This window comes from Streptomyces sp. NBC_01261 (assembly GCF_036226385.1).
Classification (GTDB): Bacteria; Actinomycetota; Actinomycetes; order Streptomycetales; family Streptomycetaceae; genus Streptomyces.
The window spans coordinates 3,038,368-3,054,713 of the sequence record NZ_CP108463.1 but is presented as its reverse complement, the minus strand read 5'-3'; the positions used below and the strand labels follow the sequence as shown (position 1 = coordinate 3,054,713).

At 72.0% G+C, this 16,346-nt stretch carries 13 protein-coding genes and 1 pseudogene; 12 read left to right on the top strand and 2 right to left on the bottom strand.

Features of this window, described 5'->3' with window-relative positions; translation table 11 throughout:
* Positions 1 to 236 precede the first annotated feature (236 nt).
* From OG226_RS13255 to cyc2, 6 genes and pseudogenes are all read left to right on the top strand, one after another.
* Positions 237 to 1,694 (top strand): annotated as a pseudogene (locus tag OG226_RS13255) (S8 family peptidase); the annotation flags it as partial.
* Between the two features lie 356 nt (positions 1,695 to 2,050).
* Positions 2,051 to 2,698: a ScbR family autoregulator-binding transcription factor gene (locus OG226_RS13250; RefSeq protein WP_329349070.1), complete on the top strand. Its 648-nt coding sequence runs from the start codon at positions 2,051 to 2,053 to the stop codon at positions 2,696 to 2,698.
* A 22-nt stretch (positions 2,699 to 2,720) separates the two neighbouring features.
* A complete protein-coding gene (locus OG226_RS13245; protein ID WP_329349069.1) occupies positions 2,721 to 3,947 on the top strand; it encodes a damage-control phosphatase ARMT1 family protein in 1,227 nt (408 codons plus the stop codon).
* Between the two features lie 60 nt (positions 3,948 to 4,007).
* Positions 4,008 to 4,136, top strand: coding sequence for a hypothetical protein (locus OG226_RS13240; protein ID WP_328677306.1), 129 nt, complete (start codon positions 4,008 to 4,010; stop codon positions 4,134 to 4,136).
* A 7-nt stretch (positions 4,137 to 4,143) separates the two neighbouring features.
* Entirely contained in the window at positions 4,144 to 4,920 is a 777-nt protein-coding gene (locus OG226_RS13235; protein WP_329349068.1) for an LLM class flavin-dependent oxidoreductase, read from the top strand.
* A 68-nt stretch (positions 4,921 to 4,988) separates the two neighbouring features.
* On the top strand, positions 4,989 to 7,142 hold the full coding sequence (gene cyc2, locus OG226_RS13230) for a germacradienol/geosmin synthase Cyc2 (protein WP_329349067.1): 2,154 nt from the start codon (positions 4,989 to 4,991) through the stop codon (positions 7,140 to 7,142).
* Between the two features lie 7 nt (positions 7,143 to 7,149).
* Here the strand turns inward: cyc2 and OG226_RS13225 are convergent, their stop codons facing one another.
* Positions 7,150 to 8,682, bottom strand: a complete 1,533-nt coding sequence (locus OG226_RS13225; protein ID WP_329349066.1) for a hypothetical protein — start codon at positions 8,680 to 8,682, stop codon at positions 7,150 to 7,152.
* Positions 8,683 to 8,861: 179 nt separating this feature from the next.
* Between OG226_RS13225 and OG226_RS13220 the strand changes: the two genes are divergently transcribed.
* From OG226_RS13220 to OG226_RS13210, 3 genes are all read left to right on the top strand, one after another.
* A complete protein-coding gene (locus tag OG226_RS13220) occupies positions 8,862 to 9,440 on the top strand; it encodes a PDZ domain-containing protein (protein WP_328677297.1) in 579 nt (192 codons plus the stop codon).
* 174 nt (positions 9,441 to 9,614) lie between these two features.
* A complete protein-coding gene (locus OG226_RS13215) occupies positions 9,615 to 10,742 on the top strand; it encodes an aminopeptidase P family protein (RefSeq protein ID WP_328677295.1) in 1,128 nt (375 codons plus the stop codon).
* Positions 10,743 to 10,787: 45 nt separating this feature from the next.
* Complete coding sequence (locus OG226_RS13210) at positions 10,788 to 11,726, top strand: phosphotransferase family protein (RefSeq protein ID WP_328677293.1); 939 nt, start codon at positions 10,788 to 10,790, stop codon at positions 11,724 to 11,726.
* A 70-nt stretch (positions 11,727 to 11,796) separates the two neighbouring features.
* On the opposite strand, the gene treZ is transcribed toward OG226_RS13210, so the two are convergent.
* Positions 11,797 to 13,545 carry a malto-oligosyltrehalose trehalohydrolase gene (gene treZ, locus OG226_RS13205; protein ID WP_329349065.1) on the bottom strand — a complete coding sequence of 583 codons (1,749 nt, stop codon included), beginning with the start codon at positions 13,543 to 13,545 and terminating at the stop codon, positions 11,797 to 11,799.
* Between the two features lie 173 nt (positions 13,546 to 13,718).
* Between treZ and OG226_RS13200 the strand changes: the two genes are divergently transcribed.
* From OG226_RS13200 to OG226_RS13190, 3 genes are all read left to right on the top strand, one after another.
* Positions 13,719 to 14,270: a DUF1707 and FHA domain-containing protein gene (locus OG226_RS13200; protein ID WP_328677288.1), complete on the top strand. Its 552-nt coding sequence runs from the start codon at positions 13,719 to 13,721 to the stop codon at positions 14,268 to 14,270.
* 162 nt (positions 14,271 to 14,432) lie between these two features.
* The gene (locus OG226_RS13195; protein ID WP_329349064.1) at positions 14,433 to 15,914 is read left to right on the top strand and encodes a M14 family zinc carboxypeptidase; all 1,482 of its coding nucleotides are present in this window, start codon (positions 14,433 to 14,435) and stop codon (positions 15,912 to 15,914) included.
* The gene (locus OG226_RS13190) at positions 15,911 to 16,345 is read left to right on the top strand and encodes an SSI family serine proteinase inhibitor (RefSeq protein ID WP_328677284.1); all 435 of its coding nucleotides are present in this window, start codon (positions 15,911 to 15,913) and stop codon (positions 16,343 to 16,345) included. Before OG226_RS13195 ends, OG226_RS13190 begins: the two co-directional genes overlap by 4 nt.
* The last annotated feature ends 1 nt before the right edge of the window (position 16,346 follow it).

Sequence of the window (16,346 nt, the reverse complement as noted above, 5' to 3'; positions counted from 1 at the left end):
CTTCCGGTCGACGGCCCGATATTCAGGGGTGGTTTCCGGCCGGATCGAGGGTTTCCCCCGTATCCGTATGACCTTCTCTTTGCCTATCGTTTGACCACAGCTGACCCACAGGCAACCCCTGTCGAGGCGGCCGCCCGCGCCCGGCGCTCTCTGGTTCGACCCCCCACCGCTTCGACGGCGAAGCGCATCGACCGCCGCTCCGCGCTGCTTGGAGTACGGCCACGAAAGGCAAGCCCTTGCGCACTCCCACGGCATTCCCCACCGGACGGACCCTGATATCCGTCGCCGCGGTCTCCTCGGCCCTCCTCGTCACGGCCGTCAACGCGGTCGCCGTCGCCCAGGTACCCCCCACCCGGGCCGCCGCACCCGCCCTGTCCGGACAGACCGAGGCCGCCCCCGGCACCCTCGCCCAACGCCTCATCGTCGGCTACAAGTCCGGCGCCGCGGAGGCGAGTTCGAACCGCGCCGCCGAGGCCGACGCCACCGCCAAGGGCCAGGAGACCGGCGAGAGCGTCGACTTCCAGCGCCGCCTCGGCACCGGCGCCGCCCTCGTCGGCCTCGGCGACGCCCGCAGCACGACCGAAGTCGCCGACGTCATCGCCGAGTTCAGGTCCGACCCGCAGGTCTCCTACGTCGTACCGGACCGGCTGAACACCCCGCAGGCCGACCCGAACGACACCGGGTACGGCAAGCAGTGGGACCTCTTCGAGTCCACCGCCGGGATGAACGTGCCCGCCGCGTGGCCGACTTCGACCGGCAGCGGTGTCACCGTCGCCGTCATCGACACCGGCTACGTCACGCACTCCGACCTCGCCGCGAACATCGTCGCCGGCTACGACTTCGTCAGCGACACCGCCGTCTCGGTCGACGGCGACGGCCGCGACGGCAACCCGGCCGATCCCGGCGACCACTACGCGGCCAACGAGTGCGGCTCGGGCACCGGGGCGAGCAACTCCTCCTGGCACGGCACCCATGTGGCCGGCACCATCGCCGCGGTCGCCAACAACGGCAAGGGCATCGCGGGCATCGCCCACAGCGCGAAGATCTCCCCGCTGCGCGTCCTCGGCAAGTGCGGCGGCTACGACTCCGACATCATCGACGCCATCACCTGGGCGTCCGGCGGCAGCGTCTCCGGCGTCCCCGCCAACGGCAACGTCGCCAAGGTCATCAACATGAGCCTGGGCGGCGACGGCGCCTGCACCTCGGCCACCCAGAGCGCGATCACCGCCGCCGTGAACCGCGGCACCACGGTCGTCGTCGCCGCGGGCAACGACAACGACAACGTCGCGAACCACTCCCCGGGCAACTGCGCCAACGTCATCTCCGTCGCGGCCACCAACCGCGCCGGCGCCAGGGCGTCGTACTCCAACTACGGCTCCGGCGTGGACATTTCGGCCCCGGGCGGCCAGACCGGCACCGGCACCGCCAACGGCATCTACTCCACGCTGAACTCCGGCACCAAGACGCCGTCCACCGAGTCGTACGCCTACTACCAGGGCACCAGCATGGCCACCCCGCACATCGCGGGCCTGGTCGCGCTCATGAAGTCGGCCGACCCCGCGCTCACCCCGGCGCGGATCGAGGCGGCCATCAAGGCCAACGCCCGTGCCCTGCCCGGCAGTTGCTCCGGCGGTTGCGGCGCCGGTCTCGCGGACGCGGCCAAGACGGTCCGGGCCGTGAGCACCGGCAGCGGCAACGTACCCTCCGCCCGCTAGGTCGAACGCGCCCTCCGACCGCAGGCCGGCGGCACAGGGCATCCACAGAAACAGACCGACTGACCCGTAGGCCGAGACTCCTCCTCGGAGGCGCATCACCGGGTCGGTCGGTCTTCCGTTTGGCCGGGAAGCGGCGCTGACACGTGCCACGGCCACCGAAAGTGGTCAAGAGTCGGGCCAGGGGAGACAGAGAGACGCAAGTGATGGGAACGTGAGGGGTGTTGGTGGTCTTCGGGTACAAGGTCGACACCGCCGGACGGTGAGCTACTGTGTACAGGGGGTAACAAAAAACGGCATGGGCCGTTGTTTTTCCTTCATCGGGAGTGTTTCAGTCGATGGCGAGGCAGCTACGGGCCGAACAGACCCGCACAACGATCATCACGGCCGCCGCCGAGCTGTTCGACCGGCAGGGCTATGAATCCACCAGCCTGAGCGACATCGTCGACCAAGCCCAGGTCACCAAGGGCGCCCTGTACTTCCACTTCGCGGCCAAGGAGGACCTGGCCCACACGATCCTGGAGATGCAGGCCAAGGCCTCGCGCCAGATCTCCACCGAGATGGACAGTAGAGGTTACTCCTCACTGGAGACGTTGATACGTGTCACTTTCGGCATGACACGGCTGGCCGTCGACGGCCCCATCCCGCGAGCCGGACTCCGGCTCGCCGCGGGGCAGATCGAGGTACGGCCCCCGATGCCGCACCCCTTCGCCGAGTGGCTGGACATCGCCTCCCGCAAACTCACGGGCGCCGTCGCGGAGGCCGACGCACACCCCGACACCGACGTGGACGCCGTGGCCCGTACGCTCGTCGGCCTCTTCGTCGGCATCCGCGTCCTGGGCCGCACCCTCGAACCGGTGGCGTTACAGCCCCGCAGAACGGCCGAGATGTGGCACCTGGTGATCCGCGGGCTGGTCCCCGTCCCGCGCCGCGCCCGCTATCTCAGCCTCGCCGCGCGCCTGGAGCGGGAGATCGAGACCGACTGACCCGCCCGGTACGGTGAGGCGCATGCCCGACACCCCCACCGCGCCCGTGATCCTCGGCGACGAGCCCGGCTCGTTCCCCCGCAGCGTGCTGGCCGAACGGCACCCCGCGATCATCCAACAGGTCCGGGACGCCTTCCCGTACGGCCCCGGGCAGCACCGCGCCCTCGACGCCCTCCTGAAGAACTGCACCGAGGGCGCGATCGAACCCCTCCCTCTTGATGCCCCCGACCACGACCGGTGGGCGGCGTGGGGCACCGACACCTACGCCGGACAGTCCTGGTACGACGTGCCCTGGCTCTGGTCCGAGAGCTACTTCTACCGCCAACTCCTCGACGCCGTGGGTTACTTCGGCCCCGGCGCCTGGCAGGGCATCGACCCGTTCCGCCCCGCCAAACGCGCCGAACTCGACGCCCCCGAGACGGACGAGGAACTCGCCGCACTCGACGACCTGGAGACCGAGCCGCCCGAGGAGCGCGCCAACTCCCTTCTCCACGGCTCCCTTTGGGGCAACCGCGCGGACCTCGGCTTCCGGCTCTCGGCAGCGGGAGCGGGGTCAGGAGGGGGAGCGGGCACTGAGTCGGCCGAGTCGCAGGCTCCGGTGCCGGCCCTGGTGGCCGACGACAGTGAACGCCTCTGGCCACTCCTCTCCGGCACCGGCACCCTCTGCCTCGTCGCCGACAACGCAGGCCGCGAACTCATCCCCGATCTCCTGCTGTTGGCCCACCTCCTCGACCAACGGCGCATCGAACGCGCGGTGCTGCACATCAAGCCGCACCCGTACTACGTCTCCGACGCCACGACCGCCGACGTCGTCGACGCCCTGCACCGGCTCGTCGGCGCGCCGGGTGCGGCGGCGACGTACGGCCGCCGCCTCTGGTCGGCCATGGCGGACGGCCGTCTCGCCGTGCGCGCCCACCCCTTCTCCTGCGCCCCGCTGCCGTACGCCGAGATGCCCGCCGACCTCCGCGCCGAGTTCGCCGCGGCCACCCTGACGATCGTGAAGGGCGACCTCAACTACCGCCGCCTGGTGGGCGACTGCCGCTGGGCCCCGACCACTGCGTTCGCCGACGTCACCGCGTACTTCCCGGGCCCGGTCGCGGCCCTGCGCACCCTCAAGTCCGATGTCATCACGGGCCTGGACGCCTCCACGGAGTCCGCGTTGGTCGCGGCGGAGGGGCAGCGCTGGCGTACGGGTGGCACGCATGCGCTGATCCAGGTGCGGGGGGTGTCCTCGGCGCCCGCCGTGTAGTTGGCTCGGTCACTGACGTTCTTGTCGGACGTGTCGTCGCACGAGGGGAGTACGGCCGAGATGCGTATCGGAGTGGCACCGCACCGTCTGTGGCCCGACGGGGAGGGGGAGTTGGACCAGGTCCTCCAAACCGCCGTCAGGGCAGAGGAGTTGGGCCTCGACCACGTCTTCGCGCGCGGTGGCCGGTGACCTGGGGGTGACCCCGGACCCGCTGGTCCTGCTGGCCGCGATCGCCGGGGCGACCCGACGGATCGGGCTGGTCACCAGCATCCTGGTCCTGCCGCTGTACAACACGCTCGTCCTGGCCCACCAGGCCGCCACCCTCGACCGGCTCTCCGGCGGCCGATTCAGGCTCGGCGTCGGCACCGGCTGGGACGCCGAGGAGTTCGCGGCCGTAGGCGTCCCGTTCGCGGGCCGGGGCCACCGGATGGACGAACAGCTCGCTGCCGTACGGCAGTTGTGGCGGGGCGAGGGCTCACCGCGGCTCGGGGTGCTGCCGCGCACCGAGGGCGGTCCGCCGGTGTGGGTCGGTGGACAGAGCGACGCGGCACTGCGCCGGGCCCTGCGGTTCGGCGACGCGTGGCACGGCTCCGGGGTCGACGCGGAGGCGCTCGCCGGAGTGCGGGCGCGGCTCGACGCGCTCGGCGACGAGGTGGACCGCGACCCGGGCACGCTGGAGCTGACGGCGGGCCTGTTCCTGGTGCCGCCCGGGTTCACCCCCGCGGTGAAGGTGCCGGGCCGGCCGCTGGGCGGGGAGGACGCGACGGCCGAGAGCGTCCGGGACGAACTGGGCCGACTGTCCGACGCCGGGCTGGTCTCCGCGTCCCTGTGGCTGCCGGTGGCCACGGAGGCGTTGCCGGACGCGCTCGCGTGGATCGGCGAGGAACTCGTTCCGCGCTTTCCCTGGACGGCGGAGGGAGTGCGGGGGAGCGAACGTCACAGGATGCGGGGAAACGCATGGGTTCGCCGCTGATTCACGCGATGGTGTGATCATGTCCCCCGCCCGGGATGGGTGTTGAGGGCCGCGGGTAGGGCCCGGCCATGACCCAGCCGTTCGAACTCCCGCACTTCTACATGCCGTATCCCGCGCGCCTCAATCCGCATCTGGACGAGGCCCGCGCCCACTCCTCCACGTGGGCCCGCGAGATGGGCATGCTGGAGGGCTCCGGGATCTGGGAGCAGGCCGACCTCGACGCGCACGACTACGGCCTGCTCTGCGCCTACACCCACCCCGACTGCGACGGGCCCGCCCTGTCGCTGATCACCGACTGGTACGTGTGGGTGTTCTTCTTCGACGACCACTTCCTGGAGACCTTCAAGCGCAGCCAGGACCGCGCGGGCGGCAAGGCCTACCTCGACCGGCTGCCGCTGTTCATGCCGCTCGACCTGTCGACTCCCGTACCGGAGCCGGAGAATCCGGTCGAGGCGGGGCTCGCCGACCTGTGGGCGCGCACCGTGCCGTCGATGTCCGTCGAGTGGCGCCGCCGCTTCGCCGTCGCCACCGAGCATCTGCTCAACGAGTCCCTGTGGGAGCTGTCCAACATCAACGAGGGGCGGGTCGCCAACCCCGTCGAGTACATCGAGATGCGCCGCAAGGTGGGCGGCGCGCCCTGGTCGGCGGGCCTGGTGGAGTACGCGACCTCCGAAGTGCCCGCGTCCGTCGCCGAGGAGCGACCGCTGCGGGTGCTGATGGAGACCTTCTCCGACGGCGTCCACCTGCGCAACGACCTCTTCTCCTACCAGCGGGAGGTCGAGGACGAGGGCGAGCTGAGCAACGGCGTGCTCGTCCTGGAGACCTTCTTCGGCTGCACCACCCAGGAGGCCGCCGACACCGTCAACGACGTCCTCACCTCCCGGCTCCACCAGTTCGAGCACACCTCGTTCACCGAGGTGCCCGCCGTGGCCCTGGAGAAAGGTCTCACCCCGGACCAGGTCGCGGCCGTCGCCGCCTACGCCCAGGGCCTCCAGGACTGGCAGTCGGGCGGCCACGAATGGCACCTGCGCTCCAGCCGCTACATGAACGAGGGCGCCCTCGACAACTCGCCGCTGAACGGACCGACCGGCATCGGCACCTCCGCCGCCGGCATCGGCGCCCTGCTCGCCGCGGCCGGCGCCGAACGGCTGCGCGCCTACACGCACGTCCCCTTCCAGAAGGTCGGCCCCTCCCAACTCCCCGACTTCTACATGCCGTTCGAGGTCGAGCTGAGCCCGCACCTGGACGGCGCCCGTCTCCGCCTCGTCGACTGGGCGCACGCGATGGGCATCCTGGAGGAGGGCGTCTGGGACGAGGAGAAACTCGCCGCCGCCGACCTCCCGCTCTGCTCCGCGGGCATCGACCCGGACGCCACCGAAGCGGCCCTCGACCTCAGCTCCCGCTGGCTCGCCTGGGGGACCTACGGCGACGACTACTACCCCCTCGTCTACGGCATCCGCGGCGACCTCGCCGCCGCGCGCGTCACCACGGCCCGCCTCTCGGACTGCATGCCCATCGAGGGACCGGCGGTCATCGTGCCGGTCAACGGCATGGAACGCGGGCTCATCGACCTGTGGGCCCTCACCACCGCCGAGATGCCCCTGGGCGACCGGCGCACCCTGAAGACCGCGATCAACACGATGACCGAGAGCTGGGTCTGGGAGCTGGCCAACCAGATCCAGCACCGAATCCCCGACCCGATCGACTACCTGGAGATGCGCCGCGCCACCTTCGGCTCCGACCTCACCCTCAGCATGTGCCGCATGGGCCACGGCCCGAAGGTCCCGCCCGAGGTCTACCGCACCGGCCCCGTCCGCGCCCTGGAGAACGCGGCCATCGACTACGCCTGCCTCCTCAACGACGTCTTCTCCTACCAGAAGGAGATCGAGTACGAGGGTGAGGTCCACAACGCGATCCTCGTCGTGCAGAACTTCTTCGGCATCGACTACCCGACCGCACTCGGCGTCGTCCACGACCTGATGACGCAGCGCATGCACCAGTTCGAACACGTCGCCGAGAACGAACTGCCCATCGTCTACGACGACTTCGACCTCTCGGACGAGGCACGCGAGATCATGCGGGGCTATGTGACCGACCTCCAGCACTGGATGGCGGGCATCCTGAACTGGCACCGCGAGGTCGACCGCTACAAGTCCGCGTACCTGGCGAGCCGTTCCCACGGCTTCGTCCCGGACCGGGTACCGGCGCTGCCCTACAGCTGACAGCCCATCAGCCGAGGTTCCTCGGGTCCTCGACCCGCTCCGCCACGTCCTCGGCGAGCTCCCGTACGGCCGTCGCGGCGGCCCCCGAGAGCTCGCCGCGTATCCCGTCGGCGGCGACCAGGGCGGCGCGGGCCTCCTCCAGGAGGTTCGCGTCGGCCAGGTCGCGCGCCAGGGCGTAGTGCTCCTCGGCGATGAACCGGCCGAGGTTCACGCCCTGCCAGTACCGCAGGGAGTCGTCGGCGGGGAAGGCCAGGATCTCCCGCAACGCCACCAACGTCGCGCCTGCCCGCGCTAGTTGACCCGTCTCACGCTCCAGGCGGGCCTGCGTCAGCCGCGCCGAGACGCGGTCCCATGCCGTGTCCTGGAGGACGGCGTAGAGGCGCTGGGCGCGCAACGCCTGTCCCCGGTCGCCCAGTTGCTCGAACTCGCGGGACAGCGCCCGCAGGGGAGACGCGTTCAGTGCCTTCGGCGCGCCCGGCGACCGCAGCACACTCTGGTCCATCTCGATCTCGTCCAACCGGCGGATCAGGGCCGTCCGGGCCAACTCGGCGAGCCCCTGGTCGGCCGCCAACTCGGTCCAGGTGGACGGAGGTTCGTCGGAAGGGTCCGTACCGAAGAGCGACTCGTCCAGCCCTTCGGCCCACTCCAGCAGCGCCGCCCCGTCCGCGTCGCGCCCCGGCAACTCGCTCAGCCCGCACGCGGTGTCGAAGTCCGTCTCCCGCACCTCGTGCAGCAGCGGCAGATCCTCGGCGTGCCCGCGCAGCCCCACCAGCACCGCGGCGAGCCGCAGTTCGTCCGTCATCGACGACGCGGCCTCGTGCCGGAGCAGATGCCGCAGCAGCTCCGGATCGCCGTCCGCGCGGTCGAACTGCGCGGCCCGCAGCGCGAGTCGACGCCGTACGGGATCCTCGGCCGTCGCGTCCCACACCCCGCGGTCGCCCGCCCGCAGCGCCGCGAGATCCGCCCGCCCCTGAGCGAGCACCGGCTCCCACAGCGGGGGACGGGGATGACGGTCCAGGAGGTCGTAGGCGCAGCCCTCCTCGGCGTTGAGAAGCAGGAAGTCGGGCTCGGTGCGCAGCAGGGCGGTGTGCAGCAGGGCGATCAGCTCGACCGGGGAACGCTCGGACAGGCCCAGGGCGGCGCGGAGTTCGGGCCTCGCCTCGTCGATGCCGTAGTCCTCGCGGAACTCCTCCTCCGTCTCCGCGACCCGGGCCAGGATCTGCTCCGGGCCGTCGGCCGGGGAGAGGTCCAGATGGTCGCGCCAGCCCGGCAGACCGATCATGATCTCCAGCGCCTCGTCGACAGTGGAGCCGATGATCCCGGCCGAGCCCTCGGAGTCGGCGTACAGCACGGACCCGTCCGCGCACACGAAGTACGTACCGCCCGTGTCGTCGCCCGCGACCGGACGCAGCGGACCGCCCGAGGCCAGCCGGACCGGCTCGCCGTGGTCCGCTCGGCGCAGGTCGAAGTCGAAGGGGAACGCGGCCAGTTCGGTCAGGTGGGCGTCCTGCCGGAGCAGCCGCAGAGCGTGATCGGTCATGTCACAGAACGTAACAGCCGCCACTGACATCGAGCCTGGCCGACTGCTCACACCCGGCCGGACCGGGTCCTCGCTGCCGGGACGCCCGCCGCTTCCGCTCCTGACCCTCGGTCAGTCTCACTCGTTCGTGGCACGTCGCGCGCCGGTGCGCCGGGTAGAGCATCTGCCGGAGGCGATCCATGGAACAGACTGCGTTGCGTCCCAAGCCGATGCCCGGTCAGGAACCCGGCGACGGCACCAAGCCCGGCCCCACCCGGCGCCCGCACGCCGCGCGCCGCCGCGGCCGACGGCTCATGACCCTGCTGTTCGGCCTGTTCGTCGGGACCGTCCTGGTGCTGTCGGGGGTCGGGCTCGGCACGGTCGGCGCCACGGTGATCGGGATGAGCAAACTCGCCGAGATGCAGCGCCGGGCGGCCGGGCAACCGGCGCCGACGACCGCCCCCACCGGCAGGACCACGTCCTCCCCGAGCCCATCGCCGTCGCCCGCACCCGCCGCCGCGTCGCTCGGCGTGGAGGCCGTGGACGCCGAGAAGGCGGGCGCCCTGATCGTCGGCGTCCACCTGCCCGGGCCCGGTTACACGGCCGGCCTGATCCGCGGCGACGTCCTGCTCACGTTCGGCGGCACCCGGGTCGACTCGGCGGCCGACCTCGCGCGCGCGGTCGCGCGTGCCCACCCCGGGGACGAGGTCACGATCACGGTCCGGCACCACAGCGGCGGCTTCCAGCAGTTCACCGTGGTCCCCGGGTACGTCGTCTGACACCACATCGCGCGTCCCCTTGGAAGCGGCCTACGACGTGACGCCGATCGTCGGCCGGGACAGCCCGATGACGATGCCGGGACCGGGGAAGTCCCGCCGATCGGCTCGCGTGGCCCCCCGGGTCCGGGCAGGATGCTGACCGTAGCCCCGTTCCGTCCGTCCTCGGAGGCCTGAATGACCGGTAGCCCGCCCGCGCCCTTCACCGCCGCCGACTACCGGGCCCGCATGGACCGCGCCGCGCACGCCGCCGCCGACGCCGGTCTCGCGGGGCTCCTGGTCGCTCCGGGACCGGACCTGGTGTGGCTCACCGGCTACGCGCCCACCGCGATCACCGAACGGCTCACCGTGCTCGTCCTGGCCCCCGGCCGCTCCCCGGTCCTCGTCGTGCCCACCCTGGAGGCCCCCGACGCGGCCAAGGCGCCTGGCGCCGACGCCCTCACCCTGCGCGACTGGACCGACGGCAAGGACCCCTACGCCGCCACCGCCGCGCTCCTCGACGCGACGGGCCGCTTCGGCATCAGCGACAACGCCTGGTCCATGCACCTGCTGGGCCTCCAGAAGACGCTGCCCGACACCACCTACGCCTCCCTCACCGACGCACTGCCGATGCTGCGCGCGGTGAAGGATGCGGCGGAACTGGACCTCATGGCGGCCGCCGGAGCAGCCGCCGACGCGACGTACGAGGAGATCCGGAAAGTCCCCTTCGCCGGCCGCCGCGAGTCCGACGTCGGCGCCGATCTCGCCGATCTGCTGCGGCAGTTCGGGCACTCCCAGGTCGACTTCACGATCGTCGCCTCGGGCCCCAACGGAGCCAACCCGCACCACGAGGTCGGCGACCGAGTCATCCAGCAGGGCGACATGATCGTCCTCGACTTCGGCGGCCTCAAGGACGGCTACGGCTCCGACACCTCGCGCACGGTCCACGTCGGCGAACCCGACGACGAGGAACAGCGCGTCCACGACCTCGTCCGCGAGGCCCAGGAGGCCGGTTTCCGCGCGGTGCGCCCCGGAGTCGCCTGCCAGGAGGTCGACCGCGCCGCCCGCGCGGTCATCGACGACGCCGGGTACGGCCCCTACTTCATCCACCGCACCGGCCACGGCATCGGCGTCACCACGCACGAGCCGCCGTACATGATCGAGGGCGAGGAACAGCCCCTCGTGCCCGGGATGTGCTTCTCCGTGGAGCCCGGCATCTATCTGCCCGGCCGCTTCGGGGTGCGCATCGAGGACATCGTCACGGTGACCGAGCACGGTGGCCGCCGGCTCAACAACACGGACCGCGAGATGGCCCTGGTGAACTGACGACGACCAGGAGTTCCCGACACCCCGAACGGCGACGGCGCGACCATGACCCAGGCACCGACACCCACCGCGGACACCGTCCGCCAGCTGGTCCGTTCCCTGCTCAAGGACGGTACGGCCGACGGTGCCGGACCCGAGATCGCGCCCGTCGCCGAGGGCGGCGAGCACGCCACCTGGTGGGTCGGCTCCCGCCATGTGCTGCGCCTCGCCCCGAACCGTGCGGCCACCGTGCGGCAACGCCGCGAACTGCGCCTGCGCGACCTCGTACGGCCGTATCTCCCCGTCGCGGTTCCGACGAGCGTGGCGCACGGCGAGTGGGCACCCGGGCTCACCTACACGCTCGACACCAAGGTGCCCGGCCGTTCCGGCGAGGGCCAGGACGTCTCCGCCGTGGGCGAGGCCGACCTGGCGGGGCTGCTCACCGGGCTGCGCGAGGTGCCCGTCCGGCAGGCCGAGTCGCTCGGGATCCCGCGCACCGCACCGCGCTCCCTGGAGGCACTGCGCGGCGCCGCCGGGCAGGCCGCCGAACGCCTCGCCGCCGCCGACGAGTTCGACGCCGCACGCCTCCACCAGCTCACCCAGCCCGGCGCGATCCAGCTCGCCGCCCAGCCCGGTACCGCGGTCCTCGTCCACCACGACCTCAAGGGCGACCACCTCGTGGTGAGCACCGACGGCCGGGTCCGCGGCGTCCTGGACTGGACCGACGCGACCCTCGGCGACCCCGCCGAGGACATCGCCGGCCTCGCCCTGGCGGTCGGTTCGCCCGCCGCCGTACGCGCCGCGACCCTCGCCGGCTACGGCGCCCGCCCCTGCCTGCGCGGCCTCTGGCTCGCCCGCTGCGACACCGTCGTCCGCCTCGCCGACCAGCTCAAGGGCCGCGACGCCGGGCCCGTCCCGGTCCTCAGGACCCAGCTACGACGCACCTGGGAGGCGATCCTGCTGGAGCGGGTGACGGAACTGCGGGACGGAGAGGGGGAGTTGTAGCACGTAAACGCTCGCGCAAGCGTTTACGCACACGTTTACGTCAGTCGTCCGCAAGCGATTGCGCAAGCGTTTACGCCTGCGCCAGCACCACGCACGACTCCCCGGGCAGTCGCAGCAACCCGTCCGCCCCCGGCGCTCCCACGGGCTCCCACGCGGCCAGGATCTCCGCGGGACGCGTGCCCAGGGGGATCGCGGCCGGTTCCTTGCCGAGGTTCACGGCGACGCGTACGTCCCCGCGGCGCAGGGCGAGCCAGCGGGCGTCCTCGTCGTGGGCCACCTTCGTGTCGGTGAGGTCGGGATCGGTGAGGTCGGGCTGTTCGTGCCGGAGGGCGATGAGCCGGCGGTACCAGGCCAGCACGCGCGCGTGGGGCTCGTTCTCCGGCTCCGACCAGTCGAGGCAGGAGCGGTCGCGGGTCGCCGGGTCCTGCGGGTCCGGTACGTCCTCCGCGGCCCAGCCGTGCGATGTGAACTCCCGCCGCCTGCCCTGCCGTACGGCCTCCGCGAGGTCCGGGTCGGTGTGGTCGGTGAAGAACTGCCAGGGCGTGCCCGCCGCCCACTCCTCGCCCATGAAGAGCATCGGCGTGAAGGGTCCGGTCAGGGTCAGCGCGGCGGCGCAGGCCAGCAGTCCGGGGGAGAGGGAGGCCGAAAGGCGGTCCCCCTGGGCGCGGTTGCCGACTTGGTCGTGGGTCTGGCTGTAGCCGAGGAGGCGGTGCGCGGCCACGCGCGTGCGGTCGAGGCGGCGGCCGTGGTGCCGGTCCCGGAAGCTCGAATAGGTGCCGTCGTGGAAGAAGCCGCCGGTCAGCGTCTTGGCGATCGCCGCGAGCGGGGCCCGCGCGAAGTCCGCGTAGTAGCCCTGCGATTCACCGGTCACCGCGGTGTGCAGGGCGTGGTGGAAGTCGTCGTTCCACTGCGCGTGCAGCCCGAAGCCGCCCGCCGCGCGGGAGGTGACCACACGCGGGTCGTTCAGGTCGGACTCGGCGACCAGGAACAGCGGCCGGCCCGTCTCGGCGGCCAGCGTGTCGACGGCGGCCGACAGTTCCTCCAGGAAGTGGCACGCGCGCGTGTCCTGCAACGCGTGCACCGCGTCAAGACGCAGCCCGTCGATCCGGTACTCGCGCAGCCACGCCAGCGCGCTGCCCAGCAGGAACGCGCGCACCTCGTCCGAACCGGGCGCGTCCAGGTTCACGGCACTGCCCCAGGGGGTCTGGTGCGTGTCCGTGAAGTAGGGGCCGAACGCGGGCAGGTAGTTCCCGGACGGGCCGAGGTGGTTGTGCACCACGTCGAGCACGACACCCAGGCCCAGTTCGTGGGCCCGGTCGACGAATCGCTTGAGTCCCTCGGGGCCGCCGTAGGGCTCGTGCACGGCCCACAGGGAGACGCCCTCGTAACCCCAGCCGTTCCGACCCGGGAACGGGCACAGGGGCATCAACTCGACGTGGGTGACGCCCAGTTCGACGAGATGGCCGAGCCGGTCGGCGGCGGCGTCCAGGGTGCCCTCGGGTGTGTACGTGCCGACGTGCAGCTCGTAGAGCACCGCGCCCGGCAGCGGGCGCCCCGGCCACGCGGCGGCACGCCACGCGTAGCGCTCGTGGTCGACGACCGCGCTCAGCCCGTCCGGGCCGTCCGGCTGCCGGCGCGAGCGCGGGTCGGGCAGCGGCGGCCCGTCGTCCACCGCGAACCCGTACCGCGTGCCGTCCTCCGCCTCCGCCTCGCCGCTCCACCACCCCACGCGCTCGGGATCGCGCTCCAACGCGCGCGTGGCGCCCTCGCGATGGAGCGTCACACGGTCTGCCTCTGGTGCCCACACCTCGAACTGCACGGACGGTTCCCCTTCGTCTGCTCACCGGGATGTAGCCCGTCCATCGTGCTTCAAACGAGATCAATCCGCTTTTGAATCCACCCCTTTGGCGCAGGTGTCGTCATCTCCACGCGCGTGCGTGCCGTTTCCGCGTCTTCTGGACACCTGGGGTTCACTGCCCGACAATCACGAGCGTGACGTCGTCCTTCGAGTTCCACACGTACCCCGCGCGGATCTCCGACGCGGAGCGCGACAAGGCGCTCAAGGTTCTCCATGACGGCGTCGCCATGGGGCGGTTGTCCCACGACACGTTCATCCGGCGCATGGAGCTGGCGCTCGCCGCCCGCCGGTCCGAGGACCTCGTGCCGCTCACCGCCGACCTGCCCACCGAAAGCCGCCTCTCCCGCGCGCTGTTCGGCACCGTGGAGGCCGTCTCCGGCTTCACCGTGCGACTCCGGAGGGCCTGGCAGGCCGAGCGGCTCCCCAAGCTGCTGCTGCCCCACCCGGGCAACGGACATCCGCTGCGCATCGGCCGCGACCCCGCCAACGGGCTGCGCCTGACCCACGAGACGGTGTCCCGGGTGCACGCCGAACTCAGCCGCCAGGGCGGCATGTGGATCCTGCGCGACCTCGGTTCGACCAACGGCACGACGGTCAACGGCCGACGGGTGATCGGCGCGGCCGTCGTCCGCGAGGGCGACCAGATCGGCTTCGGTCGGATGGCGTTCCGGCTCGCCGTCACCTGAGCCCGAACACAGCCCCACCTCACCTCTGGCCTGGGCATTACCCGATGTGGCGACCATGGACGTACGTCAAATCCCTTTCCGTACGGCGGTGTTGACGTACCTCTCGCGCCGTGACTGACTGTGCGTACACCATGCACATCAGGTGAACCGACGGCACCACATTTGTGGAGGTGTGCCCTGCCGCCACTCCTCCGCTACCCGTCCGTGGACGAGTTGGCCGCCCAGGCCGCCGCGCTCGTCGCCCGTCACCCCCAGGACGCCCGGCTGCGCCGCGTCGGGACCTCCCGCGCCGGTACGCCCCTGTGGCTGCTCTCCGTGGGCCACGGCAGCCGTCAGGCCCTCGTGGTCGCCGGACCGCACGCCAACGAGCCCGTGGGCGGTGCCACGGTGCTGCGGCTGGCCGAACGGGTCCTCGCCGACCCTCGGTTGAGCGAGGGCGCCGACGCCACCTGGAACCTGCTGCTGTGCCTCGACCCCGACGGCTCGCGCCGCAACGAGGGCTGGCTGCCCGGCCCGTACAGCCTCGGCCGGTACTTCCGGAACTTCTTCCGGCCCGGCTTCCTGGAACAGCCCGAGTGGCTGCCGGACGGCGCGGCCGGGGCCCGACTCCCGGAGACGCGCGCCCTGTTGGAGATCCAGGACGAACTGAGGCCGTTCCTCCAGTGCTCCCTGCACGGCGTCGACGTGGGCGGCGGCTTCGTGGAGCTGACCCACGACCTCCCGGGCCTCGCCCGCCGCGTCGCCCACACCGCGGCCCGCCTCGGCATCCCGCGCGAACTCGGCCCCTACGACACCCTGTACTGGCCGAGCCTCGGCCCCGCCGTCTACCGCATCCCGCCACCGCGCCCGGGCGACCTCGCCGCCGCCATCACCGAGGCCGCCGTCGAGTCCACCTGGTACCACCCGCACCGGCACGGCACGATCACGGCGGTCGTGGAGGCCCCGATGTGGGGCGTGGCCGGCGTCGAGAACGGCGCACCGCTCGCCGACGCGGACGCCTTCCTCCGCACCGTGAGCCACACCCTGCGCCACGACAGCCGCATCCTGGAACAACTCCTCGCACGGATACGGCCGTTCGTGCAGGGCGGTACCGAGACGGGGACGGGCGTCGGGCTGCGGGACGCCTGGCCGCGGCCCGCCGCCGACCCGATCGGCACGCGCGCGCGGGACACCGCCGACGCGCGCCCCCGCACCCTCGTCGTGTCCGACGCGGCGCGGCTGCTCGCCCCGGTCGACGACTATTTACTGGTGATCCCCGGGCTCGCCGACGCGTGGGATCCCGATGTCGACACCGGCGCCGCCCGCCCGCTGCCACCGCTCAACACCGCCCACCTGGCCGCCCTGCGCATCGCGGGACGGCGGTTGGCGCTGCGGACGGCGGGGCTGCTGTACCAGCTCGTGATCGTCTCCGGGCGCGATCAGGCCGGTGTGCTGCCGGAGTTGGACCGGCTGATCGACGAGTGGTGCGCCGACTACCGCGACGGCTGCGGGGCACGCTGGATCCCGGTCGCGCGCCAGGTCGAGTACCAGTCGCGCGTGGTGCTCGGCGCGTTCGAACTGGCCCTGCGGCACGCGCCCGTACGCTCTCGTTCGGGTGAGCAGGGCTGGGGTACGGAGACCGCGGTGCCGATGCACCGGGAATGACCTGCACCGTCAAGACCTTCACAGCGTCCCTTCTCCGGAGTGCCCTGCTTCCGGCGGCACTTGTGCTCCTCGCCGCCGGACAGGCACCGGCCCAGGCGTCCGCTCCCCACCACGGCATCCAGGGCGACTGGCTCTACCTCACCGTCACCCGGGGAGACAGCCGCTCCAGTGACACGCGCGGGACGCTGCTGCTGTGCGACCCGCCCCAGGGGCACGCCCACGCGACCGAGGCCTGTGCCCAACTGGGCGCCGCGGACGGCGACATCGACGCCGTCCCGGCCAGGAGCGTGTTCTGCCCGATGATCTACGCCCCGGTGACCGCCCACGCGCGCGGGGAGTGGAAGGGGCGCCAGGTCGACTACAGGAAGACGTTCTCGAACGCGTGCGTCCTGGCCGCGCGCACGGGGGAGGTCTTCGCGCTGGACAGCTGAG